The sequence below is a fragment of the Pseudonocardia sp. ICBG1293 genome (assembly GCF_020131355.1).
Taxonomy (GTDB): domain Bacteria; phylum Actinomycetota; class Actinomycetes; order Mycobacteriales; family Pseudonocardiaceae; genus Pseudonocardia.
The window spans coordinates 731303-747283 of sequence record NZ_JAHLEL010000038.1 but is presented as its reverse complement, the minus strand read 5'-3'; the positions used below and the strand labels follow the sequence as shown (position 1 = coordinate 747283).

10 protein-coding genes and 1 pseudogene are annotated in these 15981 nt (G+C 75.4%); 4 read left to right on the top strand and 7 right to left on the bottom strand.

The features are described 5' to 3' along the window. Window positions 1-50: 50 nt before the first annotated feature. A pseudogene (locus tag KPF47_RS40990) lies at window positions 51-656 on the top strand (VOC family protein); the annotation flags it as partial. A 64-nt stretch (window positions 657-720) separates the two neighbouring features. Here KPF47_RS40990 and KPF47_RS17235 read toward each other — a convergent pair. Continuing rightward, the gene (locus tag KPF47_RS17235) at window positions 721-1467 is read right to left on the bottom strand and encodes a TetR/AcrR family transcriptional regulator (protein WP_224389764.1); all 747 of its coding nucleotides are present in this window, start codon (window positions 1465-1467) and stop codon (window positions 721-723) included. A 43-nt stretch (window positions 1468-1510) separates the two neighbouring features. Here KPF47_RS17235 and KPF47_RS17230 point away from each other — a divergent pair, with 43 nt between their 5' ends. After that, on the top strand, window positions 1511-2497 hold the full coding sequence (locus KPF47_RS17230; protein WP_224389763.1) for an NAD(P)-dependent alcohol dehydrogenase: 987 nt from the start codon (window positions 1511-1513) through the stop codon (window positions 2495-2497). 60 nt (window positions 2498-2557) lie between these two features. On the opposite strand, the gene KPF47_RS17225 is transcribed toward KPF47_RS17230, so the two are convergent. From KPF47_RS17225 to KPF47_RS17215, 3 genes are read right to left on the bottom strand one after another with little or no spacing between them, the layout of a single operon-like run. Beyond that, window positions 2558-3040: a DinB family protein gene (locus KPF47_RS17225; protein WP_224389762.1), complete on the bottom strand. Its 483-nt coding sequence runs from the start codon at window positions 3038-3040 to the stop codon at window positions 2558-2560. Window positions 3041-3042: 2 nt separating this feature from the next. After that, window positions 3043-3699: a class I SAM-dependent methyltransferase gene (locus KPF47_RS17220; RefSeq protein WP_374108855.1), complete on the bottom strand. Its 657-nt coding sequence runs from the start codon at window positions 3697-3699 to the stop codon at window positions 3043-3045. A 53-nt stretch (window positions 3700-3752) separates the two neighbouring features. Next, window positions 3753-4814, bottom strand: a complete 1062-nt coding sequence (locus KPF47_RS17215) for an alpha/beta fold hydrolase (RefSeq protein ID WP_224389761.1) — start codon at window positions 4812-4814, stop codon at window positions 3753-3755. A 65-nt stretch (window positions 4815-4879) separates the two neighbouring features. On the opposite strand from KPF47_RS17215, the gene KPF47_RS17210 reads away from it, so the two are divergent. Both KPF47_RS17210 and KPF47_RS17205 read left to right on the top strand, forming a co-directional pair. Next, on the top strand, window positions 4880-5467 hold the full coding sequence (locus tag KPF47_RS17210; protein ID WP_224389760.1) for a helix-turn-helix domain-containing protein: 588 nt from the start codon (window positions 4880-4882) through the stop codon (window positions 5465-5467). Between the two features lie 221 nt (window positions 5468-5688). Next, the gene (locus tag KPF47_RS17205) at window positions 5689-6069 is read left to right on the top strand and encodes a DUF4345 domain-containing protein (RefSeq protein WP_224389759.1); all 381 of its coding nucleotides are present in this window, start codon (window positions 5689-5691) and stop codon (window positions 6067-6069) included. On the opposite strand, the gene KPF47_RS40185 is transcribed toward KPF47_RS17205, so the two are convergent. The 3 genes from KPF47_RS40185 to KPF47_RS17190 are packed head-to-tail and all read right to left on the bottom strand — an operon-like array spanning window position 6062 to window position 15975. Next, entirely contained in the window at window positions 6062-6892 is an 831-nt protein-coding gene (locus tag KPF47_RS40185) for a helix-turn-helix domain-containing protein (RefSeq protein ID WP_224389758.1), read from the bottom strand. The genes KPF47_RS17205 and KPF47_RS40185 overlap by 8 nt on opposite strands. Before the next feature lie 45 nt (window positions 6893-6937). After that, the gene (locus KPF47_RS17195) at window positions 6938-8392 is read right to left on the bottom strand and encodes an NAD(P)/FAD-dependent oxidoreductase (RefSeq protein WP_224389757.1); all 1455 of its coding nucleotides are present in this window, start codon (window positions 8390-8392) and stop codon (window positions 6938-6940) included. Then, on the bottom strand, window positions 8389-15975 hold the full coding sequence (locus KPF47_RS17190) for a beta-ketoacyl synthase N-terminal-like domain-containing protein (RefSeq protein ID WP_224389756.1): 7587 nt from the start codon (window positions 15973-15975) through the stop codon (window positions 8389-8391). Before KPF47_RS17190 ends, KPF47_RS17195 begins: the two co-directional genes overlap by 4 nt. Between the last annotated feature and the right edge of the window lie 6 nt (window positions 15976-15981).

The following is a 15981-nucleotide window of genomic DNA, read 5'->3' as shown; positions in this document are numbered from 1 at the left end:
ACCTGTGCATCGAGGCGGGTAGGTCGATTCCGGGTCCTACGATCCCCGACATGACCGGACGTCGCCGGGTCCGGCAGATCGAGCCGGCCGACTGGAACCTTCTGCTGGGCGCGCTCCGCACGGGGTTCGCGACCGGTTCGTTCACCGCGGGAGCCGCGTTCGTGGCCGATCTCGCTCGGCTCGTCGCGGAGTCCGGCCGGCGCCCTCCGAACGTCGAACTGCGGGTCGGCCACGTCCAACTCTCGCTTCGCAGTCACGACGTCGACGGAGTGACCGCGCAGGACGTGGTACTGGCCCGGCAGATCAGCACGCTCGCCGCGAAGCACGGGTTGACGCCGTGCCCGGAGCGGGTGCAGGTACTGGAGCTGGCCCTCGATACACCGGAATCGACCACGGTCCGACCGTTCTGGTGCGCCGTGCTCGGGATCGACGCGACCACCGGCAGCCTCGACGACCCGACGGGTGAGCTCCCGCCACTGTGGTTCCAGACCAGCGACTCGACCGACCCCGGCAGACAACGCTTCCACCTCGACGTGACGGTCCCGCCGGACGTCGCCGACCGACGCATCGCCGCCGCGGTGTCCGCAGGTGGACGTGTCGTCGACGACAGCCGGGCGCCCGCGTTCGTCGTGCTGTCCGATCCGGACGGCAACAACGTCTGCGTCTGCACCGAGCTGGGAAGGGACTCAGCAGAGCCGTCGGGACCGGCTCCGTCCACCGTCAGCGACGGTCGGCCCGCCATCCCGTCGTGTTCGCGGCGGCACTCGTCGCGGAGCCCGATCCACGGGGAGCCGACGACCGCCGGGAGATCTGCGCATCCACTGCGAGGATCCCGCGCAGCACCAGCGTCACGACCCGTTGCGCCGCCGCCGCGGGATCGTCGGGACAGGCGCGCAGGGCACCGTCGACGGCACTCACCGCCAGGAGGAGATCCTCGACGGTGACCCGATCCCGCAGCAGGCCCGCCGCGTGGGCCTCGGTGAGGGAGTCGCCCAGCACGCAGCGAAGACGTGCCCGGTGCTCGCGGACCCGTGCGGGGAAGGCTCGGGGGAACCAGTCACCGCAGGCGCGGCAGTCGACCTGGGCGGCCGCCTCCACCCTCAGCAGCCGCTCGACCCGGCGCAGGGCGTCCGGCTCGGCCACCGCGGCCTCGACCGCCCGCTCGTAGCGCTCCACCGCCCGCAGGTGCAGGGCCTGCACCAGGGCATCGCGCGAGGGGAAGTGCCGGTAGACCGTGGCCGCGCCCAGGCCGCTGGCCTCGCTCAGCGCCGAGACGGGGGCGTCGTGGCCCCGGTCCCGCAGCACCCGCTCGGCGACCTCCAGGATGCGACGCCGGTTCGCCTCGGCGTCTCTGCGCAGCCGCGGCCGGATCCGAGAGACCTCCTCCGATGCCGCTCCCGGTTCCGCCGGATCCGGAGTCGCCGCCCCTCGGGCGCCGTTGCCCGGGGAGGACGGTGTCGCGGTCACGACGCCGACGCTACCGAGACGACCGTGATCACGAGGAGCAGACATGTCGGACATGACACCGGCGACCATGCGGGTCGTCGAGTACGACCGTCACGGGGGCCCCGAGGTCCTCACCGTCCGTACGGCGCCCGTCCCGCGGCCCGGACCGGGCGAGGTGCTGGTGCGGGTCGCCGCGGCCTCCGCCAGCCGCGGGGAGGACCTCGTCCGCACCGGGGCGCTGAACCCTCTGAGGGGCCGGACGCTGCCCGCCCGGGTGGGTACCGATCTCGCGGGGACCGTGGCCGCGGTCACCGAGGGTGTCGGGTTCCGGGTGGGCCAGCGCGTCTGGGGTCTCATGCCGCACTCCGCCTTCGGCGCGATGGCCGGGTTCGTCGCCGTCCCGGGCGACCAGCTGGCCCGCATCCCGGACGGTCTCGACCTCGTCGACGCCGCCGCCGCGCCCGCCGTCGGGACGACCGCCGCGCACGCCCTGCGCGACCTGGCGAAGCTGACCACGGGCGAGCGCCTGCTCGTGCGCGGTGCCAGCGGCGGCGTCGGCAGTGTCGCCGTGCAGCTGGGGCACGCGTGGGGAGCCCACGTCACCGCGCTGGCCGGTGCCGCCAACCTGCGCTGGGTGCGCGACCTCGGTGCCGACGTCGTCCTGGACCACCGCCGCACCGCTCCGGACGACCTGCGCGATCTCGCGCCCTTCGACGTCGTGCTCGATCTCGTCGGTACCGAGCTCGACACCCTGTACGACCTCCTCTCCCCGGGCGGGCGGCTCGTGCCCCTGGGAGTCGACCCCGCCGACCCCCTGGGCAGCCTGCGCGACAACGCCGCCACCGCCGAGCACCACCCCGGTCGGGCGTTCCCGTTCAGCAACGACGCCCGCACCGGCGAGCTGACGGCCCTGGCCACGCTCGTCGAGACCGGCGCCCTCCGAGTCCTGGTGCACGAACGGTTCACCCTCGACGACGTCGCCGAGGCCTACCGGCGGGTCGAGGCCGGCGGCGTGCGCGGGAAGATCGTCGTCATGGTCGACCCGCACTGATGGCGGGAGCATCCGCACGGCCCCGGTGGTCCGGCGCCGCTCCCCCGTGCTCCGGGGCCCTCAGCGTCCGGTGCAGCCGTCGATGCGTTCGCGGAGGATGTCGGCGTGCCCGGCGTGGCGCCCGGTCTCCTCGATCATGTGCACCAGCAGCCACCGTCTCGACGGGGCCGATCTCCGCCCCGCGGGCACCGGCGCCGGACGGTCCAGGTCCGACCAGGTGTCGATGACGGCGTCGGCGCGGGCGACGGCCTCCCGGTAGGCGGCCAGGACGTCCTCGGCGGTGTCCTGCTCGCGCGGCCGGAAGGTCGCGGGCCAGTCGCGGACGGCCTCGCCGAGCAGGTAGTGCCGTTCGACGTGTGTGAGGTGCCGGACCAGGCCGAGCAGGCTGGTCCCCGAGGGGACGCCGGGCTCGCGGGCGGCGGGGTCCGGGACGCCGGCGGCCTTGGCCGCGACCGCGCCGCGGAGATGGGCCAGGAACCCGGTCAGGACGCTCTTCTCGTCCGCGGCGTCGCGCGGAAGGCCGGTGTCGTGGTGTCGGGGCACGGTCAGCTCCGGTCGGAAGGGGCGGCGCCGGCGCGGCGCAGGACCAGGACGGTGTCGACGACCGTGGCGGTGCGGCCGTCGGGGCCGGTCGCGCGGCGCCGGGGTTCGTCGGCGCGCTCGACGGTCCACCCCTCGGGGTCGAGGTCCAGCCCGGCGGCGACCTCGGCGGCGCCGGGGTGGCGGGTGTCCGGGTCCTGGTTCCACGACCAGGGCGCGACGGACCCGTGGTCGACGACGAGCAGCGACCCGCCCGGACGCAGTGCGCGCGCGGCGGTCCGCAGCACCGCGTCGCGGTCCAGTGCGAACGGGGTGTGCAGGTACTGGGCGGAGACCAGGTCGAACGTCCCGTCCGGGAACGTCGTCGCGAGGTCGTGGCGCTCGGTGCGGATCCGCGCCGCGAGCCCGTGGGCGTGGGCGCGGCGCCGGAGCCCGTCCACAGCGGTGGCGGAGATGTCCACCGCCGTGACGTGCCAGCCGCGCCGGGCGAGCCACATCGTGTCGCCCCCGCCACCGCACCCGAGGTCCAGGGCCGTTCCCGGTGCCAGCGGGCCGGCGACCTCGGTGAGCAGGGGGTTGGCGCGCGGCTCGGTGTCGTCGCGGCGGCGGTACAGCTCGTCCCAGAAGGTCGCGGGGTCGGACGCGGTCGGCATGGGGTCCATCGGTGGTTCCTCCGGAGGGTGTCGGTGGGTGGGCGGGCAGGAGGGGTGGACGGTCACGGCAGGAAGGCGAGCAGCTCGGCGAGCACGAACTCCGGGTTCTCCTCGGGCAGCCAGTGCCCGCTGCCGGGCACCTCCACCGCGCGGACCAGGTTCGGCAGGCGCGGCTCGACCGTCGGCCGGGTCGAGGCGAGCAGCCCCTGGGCGGTCATCAGCAACGTCGGGGTCGGGACGGGCGCGGCTGCGGTGTTGTCGCGTTCGTCCCGGTCGAGCGCGCGGTAGAGCTCGAAACCGCCGGTCAGGACCTGGGGCCGGTCGTAGGTCCTGGTGAACTCGTCGATCTCCCGGTCGTCGAACGGCGGTGTCGTGCGGCTGCCGCCGAAGCTCTCCCCGCCCAGCGCGACCTGGGCGTAGAACAGGCTCAGGTACTCGCGCACGTCGTCGGCGACGACGGTCTCGGGCACGACCCGCTTCGTGTGGAACGCCAGGTGCCAGCTGAACGTGCGGTACCGGGCGGCGCTGAGCGCGGGCCCCGGCAGCGGGTAGTCGAGATGGGCGTAGCGCCGTACCTCGCCCGGGTACCGGGCCGCGTACCGGAACCCGACCCCGGCTCCCAGGTCGTGCCCCACGACGCGGACCTCGCGCAGCCCCAGATGCTCGGCCACCAGCCCGTGCACGTACCGGGCGAGGGTGACCTTGTCGTAGCCGGTGGGGACACCCTCGCTGTCGCCCAGTCCCGGCAGGTCGACCGCGTAGACGGTGTAGTGCTCGGCGAGGGCGGGCATGATCGGCCACCACGCGTACCAGGACTGCGGCCAGCCGTGCAGGAGCACCACGGGCGGGCCGGTCCCGCCGGTGACGTAGTGCATCCGCACCCCGTCGACGTCGGCGAAACCGTGCCGGAACGCACCGGCGAACGCAGGGTCGTCCCGGGTGGCGGCGTCGAACCCGGTCGCGCCGGGCGGCACCGGTGCCGGGCCTGTGGCCGGGACGGCGCCGGCTCCGCATCCGGCCGTCAGGGCCAGCACGGTGAGGGCCACGACCACGGTGCGACGTCGCGGGGCCCGCGCACCGCCCGCACCGCCCCCGCCGCGGAGGACTGCTCGGAGAAGGTTCACCTCCGCAGCATCGGCACCCACCGTCCCGGGTTGCAAGAAATCTTGCGGATCGGCAATCTGACGGCGTGGACGACACCGGACCGGACGTACTCGCCGGGGTGGGCCCGCGGCTGCGGGCACTGCGCCGTCGTCGCGGCGCCACCCTCGACCAGCTGGCGGCGGAGACCTCCCTGACCCCGAGCACGCTGTCCCGGCTGGAGACCGGCAAGCTCCGGCCGACGCTGGAGCAGCTGCTGCCCCTGGCCCGGGCGCACGGGGTCCCGCTCGACGACCTCGTGCAGGCACCGCCCACCGGCGACCCCCGCATCCACCTGCGCCCGGTGCACCATCGCGGTCTGGTGTTCGTCCCGCTGACCCGTCGCGGCGGCGGGGTCCAGGCCTTCAAGGTGGTCTACCCGCCGGCGGCCGCGTCGCCGACGACCGCCCTGCAGACCCACGAGGGCTACGAGTGGTTCTACGTCCTCGACGGCCGGGTACGACTGGTCCTCGACGACACCGAGCACCTCCTCGGCACCGGTGAGGTGGTGGAGTTCGACACCGGCACGCCGCACTGGATCGGCAGCGCCGACGACCGGCCCGCCGAGACGCTCGCGCTGTTCAGCCTCCAGGGGGAGCACGCCCACCTCGGCCGGGGTGCGGCCCACGGCGGCTGAGACGGAGGAGGGGGCGGGCCGGGTGCGCCGCGGGTCGGCTCCCGCCGGCGCGTCGTCGCCCGGCCGCGCCGGGACGGGGTAGGGCGCCGTGCGCGGGCGACGGACGGCGCTCCACCCGCGGCGGTCCCGGGATGGTCCCGCACAGATCCGTGACAGCGCCACCCGGCACCGGCGCGGCATCCTCCCCCCCGTCCGGTTCGAGGTGGAGAGGTCGGTGGGGCGTGAACGCCGTGGTGGTGCTGGTCGGAGTCTTCTTCGCCGGGATGGGGGTCGCCGCGCTCGCCGCGCCGGCCGCCCTGGTGCGGCCCTTCCGGATCGTGGTCGAACACCCGGAGAGCAGGTCGGAGGTCCGCGCCGTGTACGGCGGCTTCGGCCTCGCCATCGCGGTCGCGCTCGGTCTCGCACTGGCCCGCCCGGGGCTGCACGACGGGATCCTCACGGCCGTCGGCCTCGCGCTCGCCGGGATGGCACTGGGCCGCGTCGTGTCCCGGCTGGTCGACCGCCCGACGGCGTTCTACCCGATCTGGTTCTACGCCCTGGTCGAGACGGTCGCCGCCGGGGCGCTGGGCGCCGTGGTCCTGGTCCGCGCGTCCGTCACCTGACGGTCCACCGGTCGACGGGCGCCGACGGGGCCTCGTCCCGGTGGACGACGATGCCGACCCCGGAACCGGCACCGAGCAGGTGGCTCGGAGCCAGGCCGAACATGGTGCGGAACGCCGAGCTGAGGTGCGACGGCGTCGCGAAGCCCGCGTCCGCCGCGGCCCGGGTCAGGTCACCCCCGGCCGCGAGGACCGCCGCGACGATCCGCATCCGGGCCCAGCGGCGGTAGGCCTGCAACCCGATCCCGACCTCCCGCCCGAAGACCCGGAGCAGGTGCGCCACCGACAGCCCGGACCGCGCGGCGAGCTCCGCGGTGGGCGTGCCGGCTCCGCCCGGGCCGTGCAGGACCTCGAGCACCTCGGCGATCCGGGGATCCCGGACGCCGCCGGCGTCCGCGCCGACCGTGAGGTCACGCACCGTCGCGATGTCGCCGCGCCGCGCGGAGTCGACGAGAGCGGCCTCGCGATCGTGGCCGACGGCCACCGGGGCGTCCGGCGTGCCGACGGGGCTCATCCGGGCGGCGCACTCGAGGTGACCGGCGCCCCGGGGTTCCAGGTAGACGAACGCCACGCGCGCCGGGCCGGTCGTGATCCGGTGCCGTAGCCCGGCGGGGATCAGCACCGACCCTGCCGTCACCGGAGCCCGGCCCGCGACCTCCACCGTCAGGACGTCGCCCGTGCCGAGGCCGAGGGCGAGGCAGGTCACCGCTCCCCGGTGTGGGGCCAGCCGCAGCGACGGGCCGACGTAGGCCGCCCAGCCCGGCCCGACCCACACGCGGGCGGTCCCGTCCACGCCGCGTCCGGCCTCGCCGTTCGCCGCTCGCACCCGGGCGACGATAGTTCGCCCGGCCGCCCGGGTGGTCCCGCTCGCTCAGCCGGACACCCGGTAGTCGTGCAGGTCCGGCCTGCGCAGAGCGAGCCGGTAGCGCCAGGTGGAGTCCGGCCACAACACGGTTCCGGCCGCCGACCGGCTCTGGTACCAGCTCCGGCAGTGCTCCGGTGACCACACGGTCCGCGGGAACTTGCGCCCGACCTCGGCCTGGAACCGGGCCTCGGCCTCGGGCCGCACCTCCAGCGCGCTGGCACCCCGTGCCCGGAGCGCTCGCACGACCCGCACCACGTAGCTCGCCTGCGCCTCGATCATCGAGATCACCGACGTGTAGGCCGCGAACCCGTTGGGGCCGAGCAGGAGGAACATGTTGGGGAAACCCGGGACCGCCACGCCGCGGTAGGTGGTGGGCCCTGCGGACCAGCGTTCCGACAGCAGCCGCCCGTCCACGCCCTCGATCCGGATGCGGTCGAGCGAGGAGGTCACGTCGAAACCCGTCGCCAGGACCACGGCGTCCACCTCGTGCTCGGTGCCCGAGGCGTCGACCAGGCTCCGGGCCCCCGCGGCGACCGGTGCTCCGGCGACGACCTCGACGTTCTCCCGGTTCAGGGCCGGGTAGTAGGTGTTGGAGAACAGCACGCGCTTGCAGTCGAAGGCGTAGTCCGGGGTCACGAGGCTGCGCAGCTCCGGGTCGGCGACCTGGGCCTCCAGGAACCGGCGGACACGCGGCTCGGCCTTCGCCAGCATCGCAGGCCGGTGGTGGAACCCGATCCCGCGGAGCTCGCGCTTCCAGTACAGGAACCGGCGGAAGGCGCTCCGCGCTCCGGGCAGATACCGCAGGACCCGTCGCATGCGGCGCGACACGGGCCGGTCGTCCTTGGGCAGTACCCACGGTGCCGAACGCTGGAACACGACCAGCCGGGCCGCGACCTCCGCCACCTCCGGCGCGATCTGGACCCCCGACGCCCCGGTGCCGACCAACGCCACCCGACGCCCTGTGAGGTCCTGGTCGTGGTCCCACTGCGACGAGTGCCAGACCGGACCGGTGAAGCGGTCCAGACCGGGGATGTCAGGGAGGTGGGCGCCGTGCAGCCCACCGGTACCGAACACCAGGAAGCGCGCGGTGAACTCCCCGGCGGAGGTGTGCAGGCTCCAGGTGGCGGACCGGTCGTCCCACCGGGCCCCGGTGACCTCGACGCCGAACCGCAGGGCGTGGGATATCCGTCGCTCGCCGGCGACCGACTCCAGGTAGCGGAGGATCTCCTCCTGCGGGGCGTAGGTGCGCGTCCAGTCGGGATTGTCGGCGAACGAGTACGAGTACAGATGGGACTCGACGTCGCAGGCACAGCCGGGATAGGTGTTGTCCCGCCACGTGCCGCCGATGCCGTCGGCCTTCTCCAGGATCAGGTAGTCGGTGATGCCTGCCTTCTCCAGCATCACCGCCTGGGCGATCCCGGAGATGCCCGCCCCCACGATCACGACGGTCGTCTCGGTCACGGTCTGTCCTCCACGGGAAGGGGCACCTGCGCGTCACGGACCTCCGCGGCCCCCTCCGCGACGTGCACGACGAACGGGTACTCCGCGCCCCCGGCGCGGGCGACGGAGGTGTCGAGGTCGACCTCGACGTCGGCCGGGTGCAGGCCGAGCCGGTAGGCGAGGTGGTCCTTGGCCGCGACCAGGGACAGCCGGTCCTCGGTGGACCCGCCCGCGGGCAGCGCGTACACGGTGGCGACGGTGCCGGGGAGCCAGTCCAGGCTCACGACGCCTGCCCGGGTCGACCGGGTCGCCCCGGCGGTCCGCCGGGACAGTCCCACACCGTCCACCGGACGCCGGTCCCGCAGGAACGCCCGCCGGTCGGTGTGGTCGAGCGCGGCCAGCGGACCCGCCCCCACCAGCACGTCGACGAGGTGGAACGTCACGAGCACCCGGTCGTCGTGACAGACCTGCACGTCGAAGGACGGATGCGCCGGTGCCCCGTCCTCGAAGCCGGCGAACCGGGCGCGGACCACCAGCAGCCCCCGGTCCGGGAGCGGCTCGTACAGGTCGAGGGTGGTGATGCGCGACGGGTACCCGACCCGGTCCCAGCCGATCGCGGCGGACCACCGCCACAGCTCGGCGTGCGGGACGACGTGGGTGCACGCGTCGAGCAGGCCCTGGTGCAGCTCACCCCGGGGGACACCGCCACCGGCGGCGTCGAGGGTCGCGACGGAGCCGGCGGCACCCACCCGCAGCGACGTCAGGTGCCGGAACCGCGGACCGTGGCTGAGCATGCCCGTCTCGTAGGGGTCGGGCAGCGGGGTGGCGTCCGAGGGGTCCGGCCATGCGCTGGGCCGCTCGGCGGAGTGCCGGGTCGACAGGATCGCGTCGGCCACCTCCGCGACCGGGCCCGGTCCCCCGCCCGTCGTGCCCTCGTCGACCGAGGTCGTGACGGCGAGATCTCCGTCCCGGTTGGCGCTCACCGCGGTCCGCACGGTCGTCGGGCCCTCGACGGTGATCCAGCGGCGGATCCGGAGGTCGCGCAGCGCGCGGACGCCGTCGGGTCCACCCGACCGGGCCGCCGCGAACATCAGGTCCACCACCGACATCATCGGCAGGACCGCAGCCGTCCAGTTCGGACGGTGGTCGCCCAGCCAGTCGTCGGTGGCCGGGTCGAGGACCGTGTCGACGTGGCCGCGGGTGGCGTCGGCGTCGGCGTCGACCAGCCGGACCGGCAGGTCGAGCACCTCGTAGATCCGGACCCCGTCCACCCAGAGCCACGCGTCGGCCTGCACGAACACCCCGCGCCGGTCGCGGTCCACCCGCGTCAGGTTCAGCTCGATCGTGACGACGTCGTCGTCGGGCGTGACCTGGCCCCGGTACCGCCAGCGCAGCGGCGCACCGACGGCGACCGGCTCGAACCGCGGGGTCCGCATCGCCGCGCCGTACCCCTTCCGGAGCACCAGGAGCTGCAGCAGCCCGATCATGGCCTCGACCCCGAACGAGCCGGGCTGGACCGGGTCCTGGAAGAAGTGCGCGCGGAAGTACCACTCGCCTCCCGTGATCCGCTTCTCGGCCAGCGCCCGGCCCAGCCCGGCCGGCCCGCCGTGGGGCTCCAGCAGCCGGACGCGGTCCCACAGCGCCGAGCCCGGCAGGCCGGCCGCCCCGGGGTCGGGTTCGGCAGGGGCCGGCTCGGCCGGGGTCCCCCCGGCCACGAGACCTGCGCGTTCCTCGTCGGTCACCCGGAGTCCGGTCCGGTCGGCGACGGCGGCGCGCGGGAAGAACCCGAACACGCTCGACGCGTCCACCAGCGGCACGCCGTCGGCCTCGCAGCGCAGGTCGAACGAGACGATGATCGTGCCGCCGTGGGTGGAGACGTCGCGCAGCCGGGCCGTCGTCCGGATCGCCCCGGTCGCCGGGGTCACCTCCGACAGCACCGTGGCCGCACCGTCGAGGTTGCGGAAGACCAGGTCGTCGTCGGAGCTGAGCGCGCACCCGGTGTAGGACGCCAGCCATCCGCACGGCTGGAGCGCCACCTCCATCAGCACCGATGCGGGCAGCACCCCGGCGTCGTCCCAGTACCAGGCCCGCGGGTCGACGTCGTACTCCGCGACGACCTGGGCACCCGCCCACATCGTGGCCGGTGGCGAGTCGACCGACACGATCCGGGAGACGAACAGGAACGGCGGGCCGGGCAGGCGGGGCGCCCGGCGGACACCGTCGAAGACCCGGTAACCGGCTCCGAACGCGTCGCTGGGCCTGCCGCGGGCGGAGGCCAGCAGGGCCACCGCGTCGAAGCGGACGCCCCCGGCGACGGCGGCCCGCGGGTCGGAACCGGTCCGCTCGGCCGGGGGCCGCGCCGCGAGCGGCCAGTCCGGGACGAGGCGCAGGCCCGCCCGACGCACGTGGAAGGCCGGCAACCCGTCGACCGTGCAGAGGACGTCGGCGATCACGGTCGGGACCGGGGTCGTCGACACCTCGGCCACGACCACCTCGTAGACGATCTCCCGGCTCTGCGGGGTCACCTGTCCCCGGCAACGCATCGGCAGGGTGACGCCGGTGACCGGCTCGAACCGCCACCCGTCGGCGTCGGCGGTGTGACCCGAGGCGGCGAGCCAGAAGGCCATCGCCTGCAGACAGCCCTCGAACATCAACGTGCCGGGCATGCACGGGTCGTCCTTGAAGTGTCCCGCGAAGTACCAGTCGTCCGGGGAGACGGCGGTACGGGCGCGCAGGTGGCCGCGGCCCCACGGGCCGCCGTCCGGGCTGAAGTCGGTGATCTCGCCCAGGCGCAGCATCCGGCCGTCGGCGATGCGGGGCGTCCGTACGTGCGCCCGGGTGCCAGGCCAGGCCGGGCCGAAGCAGAGGTCCGGACGTCCGTCGGAGAACGCGACGACCTGGGCGGCGGAGAAGGACCGTGCCTCGGTGGCGAGCGCGGGCGGGGCAGCGGGGGCGGCCGGGTCGGGGGCATCGGCCGCCGGGTCCCACAGCACGCCGCCGGAGCCCGCCAGCTCCGCATCGGTGAAGAATCCGGCCTGGCCTGCGCGCACGCTGAACCGGAGCTCGCCGTCGACGCGGCAGTCGTAGTGGAAGAAGAACAGGCGGGTACCGCCCTGCTCGCCGTGCCCGTCGATGTGGATGTCGAAGGCCAGCGTCTCCCCGGGGACCGGGGGCGGGCCGTGGAACGTGACCTCGCACCCGAGGAGCCGGTAGACCCGCTCGCCCCGGTTCAGCAGGTCCACTCCCATCCAGCTGATCAGCAGCAGGTCTGCCTGGCCCGCCTCGATCATGAGACCGGTCGGCATCCGCCCGGCGGGATCGAGGTACCAGCTCCCGGGTTCGACGTCGGTCTCGGTGCGGATCGTCCCGGTGCCGAGCCGGCCCTGCTCGGCGTCGATGCCGGTCACCCGGTCCGCCAGCAGCATCGGGGGCATGGGCATCCGCACCTGACGGCGGAAACCGTCCTGCTCGGCGAACGCCGGGCCGAGGACGTCGGCCACCCGGCCTGCGGCGAGCACCTCCAGTTCCGCGCGGCCGAACCGCCGCGGCGCTGCGGGCTGCGGACGGTCCGTGGCTCCGGGCGAACCCGGAGCCACGGGCGGTGCCGGTGACGGGGACGTGTGCGGGACCGGTCCGGACGGCGGCGCGGACACCCCGCGGGAGTGCCGGAGGAGCACTTCCTGGGCCCGGCTCGCCACCGCGAGATACCGGCGGTGGACCTCACCCTGCTCGTCGAGGAACTGCCGGTGGATCCGCGCGGTCGCCGCGAACCCGTGGGCCGGCCCCTCGGGGCCCGGCCGGGGTGCCACGCCGGCACCGGCCGGAGGAGCGGGCTGCGGTGCGGTGCGGTGCCCCGGCTCCGCCGGTACCGGGGGCGGCACCGGCTCGGCCGGCACCGGGGGCAGCTCCGGAGCCGGTGCCATACGCTCGGCCGGGGTGGTGTCCGGGAGGACCACCGGGGCCGGGTGGGCGGGCAGGGCGACGGTCGCCCGGGGCCGCCGCGGCGCGGGCGGCGGGGCGAGCCGGTCGAACAGCGCGCCGTCCCGTACCGGGACGCCCGCGGCGCGCAGGCCCGCGACCGCCCGGGTCAGGCTGCGGATCCCGCCCCCGTCCGCCGAGTCCAGCGCGACGGCCAGGTGCTCCCGGTCACCGAGGATCGCATCGATCCACCCGGTGCACAGCCCGCGCGGGCCGTGCTCGACGAACACCCGCACCCCGTCGCGCCACGCCTGTTCCACCGTGGCGACGAAGTCGATGGTGCCGACCGCCTGCTCGGTGATCGCATCGGCGGCCGTGGACCGGGACACGGTGTAGGAGTCGTGGCTCGCACACGAGTAGAAGCGCACGTCCGGCACCTCGATGGTGGGCCGGTCGTGCAACGCGCGCCAGGGCTCCCGCACGCGTTCGACCTCGGGGATGTGGACGGCGATGTCGTAGTCCAGCGCGACGGCGTGGGCACCGAGCCGGGCGATGACCCGGGCACAGGCCGTGGCCTCTCCCCCCAGCACGCAGAGGCCGGGGGCACTGACGGCCATGAGGTGTGCGGTGGGCTCGTCCGCGATCGCGTCGCGGACCGCGCCGGCCCCCGCGCTCACCAGGTGGGCCGCCCACCGGCCGCCCCGGACGCCGTGCGCACGCCACGCGCGGTGCACCGCGGCGAGGTCCCCGGCGACCTCGTGGGTGAACAACGGGGACCGTCGCGTGTCCTCGACGAGCTGCGGCACGTCCCGCCACGCGCCGGTGGCGACCAGCGCGGTGGTCTCGCCGGAGGAGTATCCCAGCACCGCCGTCGGACGCAGGCCGAGCACGTCGCGGCCGATCTCGGCGTGCAGCTGCCCGAGCAGCGCGGCCCCCCAGATCCGGTCGAGGACGTGCGGGGCGTCGTCCCCCGTGCCGGTGTAGGCCCAGCCCGCGACGTCGCGCAGCGGACCGCACCGCCGTTCGAGCGTGCCGAGCACGTCCGGGAACGCCAGCAGCGTCTCCCGCCCCATCCGTGGGTAGCTCGCCGATCCGTTGGTGTGGACGGCGGCGAGCTCCCCGCCGACCGGTCGGGCACGGAAGGCGACGCCCTCCGGCCGCACCCCACGGCCGTCGAGCCACCGCGCGGCGGCCTCGGTCCGGGCCGCCAGCTGCCCGCTGTCCCCGGCGAGCACGACGAGGCGTGCCGGTCCGTGGTCACCCTCGCGGCCCGCACGGGCCGCGGCGATCGCCTCCCCGGCCCCGGCTCCGGAGAACACGTACGACCGGACCGCGGCCTCGGGGACCCACGGTTCGACCTCCGCCGCGGTGAGCGTGACCCCGGCCGGGCGCGCCCCGAGCACCTCGACCGCGACCCGGGCCCGGCGGATACCGAGCGCCGGGTCGGCCCCGGCCCCGGGGCGGGGCACGGCTCCGTGCCGCAGCGCGACGGCCGCACACGCGACGGCGAGCAGTCCCTTCGCGGCGTGCGGGACACCGAAGACCGTGGCGGGGTCGAACCGGGCCGCGGCAGGCCCCGTGTCCGCGCCGGTCGGCGCGTCGCCCACGACCAGCTCGGGTGCACCTGCCTCCTCCTTCCCGCCGATCAGCGCCAGCACCGGGTCGCCGTCGCGGTCGGCCGCCCAGGCCCGCTTGAGGACGAGCACCACCGCGGCGTCGCCGGGTTCCCCCGCGCACCCGACCTCGGCCGAGGCCCGGCGGTGGACCGGCTCGCAGGACAGGTCCACGGCCCCGACGAGCGCGACGTCGGCCGTGCCGTCGCGCAGCGCGCGGACACCGAGCTCCAGCGCGACGAGGCCGGAGGCCTCCTCCGCCGAGACGGTGAAGCCGGGGCCCGCGAGATCGAGCTGGGAGCTGATCCGGTTGGCCACGAGGTTCGGCATCGTGCCCAGCACCCCGGGGGCACCCAGTGGCGCGGCGAGGGCGTCCGGGATCGCGTCGTCGAGCGCTCCGGCCCCGGCCGCGACCCGCACGCGGGTCGGGTGCCGCGCGACCTCGGCGTCGCACCCCATGCCGATCAGCACCGTCGTCCGTTCCCGCGGCAACCCGGTGCCGCGCGTCGCCTCACGGGCCGCCTCGAGCACGGCGACCTGCTGACCGAGTGCGTCGCGCAGGTCCGCGGGCGGGGTCCGCAGACCGTCCAGGGAGACGTCGTAGCGCTCGGCGGGGCCCACCCGGCCGGCACCGCCGAGCAGGCTCTCCCGGAAGGACTCGTAGCTCCCACCGTCGCCCACCCGGGCACCGATCGCCACGATCGCGACCGGCTCCGGCTCCGGTCGGGTCGGCGGCACGAGCGCGGCCGCGCTGTCGGGTGGACCGGCATCGATCACCAGGTGGGCGTTGTTCCCGCCGAATCCGAAGGCGCTGATCCCCGCGCGTCGGGGACCGGTCCACGACTCGGCCTCCCGCAGCAGCCGCATCGGTGTGCCGTCGAGGGCGGCCACCGGCTCCTCGGCGGACAGCGTCGGCGGCCGGACCCCCGCCTCGAACGCGCCGAGGACCTTCAGCAGCCCCGCCGCACCGGCCGCGGTCACGAGATGGCCGGTGTTCGACTTCACCGACCCGATCGGCAGGTCCCGTGCCCCGGCGAAGAACGTCGCCGCACTGCGGACCTCGGTGGTGTCACCGACCACGGTCCCGGTGGCGTGGCACTCCAGCAGGGACACCGACTCCGGTGCGACCCCGGCCTCGGAGTACGCACGGTGCAGCGCCCGGAGCTGCCCCTCCTCCGAGGGCACCAGCAGGCCCGCGGCGCGACCGTCGTTGGAGAGCCCGATCCCGCGGATCACGCCGAGGATCCGGACGTCCGCCGCCCGCGCGTCCTCCCACCGCATGAGCGCGACGACGGCGCTGCCCTCCGCCGGGACGAGCCCGTCGGCCTCCCGGTGGAACGGGCGGCTGCGCCCGGACGGGCTGAGCGCTCCCAGCGCACTGAACGCGAGGTGGACCGCCAGATCGTCCACCCGGTTGACCGCACCGGCGACCATCAGGTCCGCGGTGCGGTCGTGCAGCCGGTCGCAGGCGAGCTTGATCGCGTACAACGACGACGCACAGGCCGCGTCCAACGCGAACGCACCGGCGCCGAGGCCGAGCGCTGCCGCCGTCAGGTGCGTGGGGGTCGCCGAGGAGAACCGGTCGCGGGCAACGGGGCGCTGTCCGTCCGGTGCGTTCCGCAGGTCCGGGTGGCCCGCGAACCAGACGTCCTCGGCGTAGCGGACCATGCCGTCGGTCGGCATCGACAACGTGCCGAGGACCAGTCCGGCGCGGTCGGGTGGCACCCCGTCCCCCGCCTCGCGCAGGGCGGCCGCCGTGGCGTACAACGCCCATCGCGCCGACGGGTCGAGCGCGGCGATCGTGTCGGCGCCGACGAGGAGCCCACCGGGATCGACCCCGCGCGCGGCGGCGTCCGCGACGACGTCACCGACGTAACCGCCGGTGGCGCTGCGCACCGGCGCCGGTGCGGGCCCCACGAGGCCGGCCACCGCGGACGCCGGCAGCCGCCAGCGTCCGGCGGGGACGTCACCGATGCTGCGACGACCACCTGCCACGTTGTCCCAGAAGACGTCCGGATCCGGTGCCTCGGGCAGCACGCAGCCCCGGCCCACCACCGCCACGGGTTCGAACACGTCCGG

Excerpts from the sequence above, each read along its gene's own strand:
- KPF47_RS17230 (WP_224389763.1), top strand. The coding sequence starts at position 1,511 with ATGTCGGACATGACACCGGCGACCATGCGGGTCGTCGAGTACGACCGT.
- KPF47_RS17220 (WP_374108855.1), bottom strand. The coding sequence starts at position 3,699 with ATGGACCCCATGCCGACCGCGTCCGACCCCGCGACCTTCTGGGACGAG.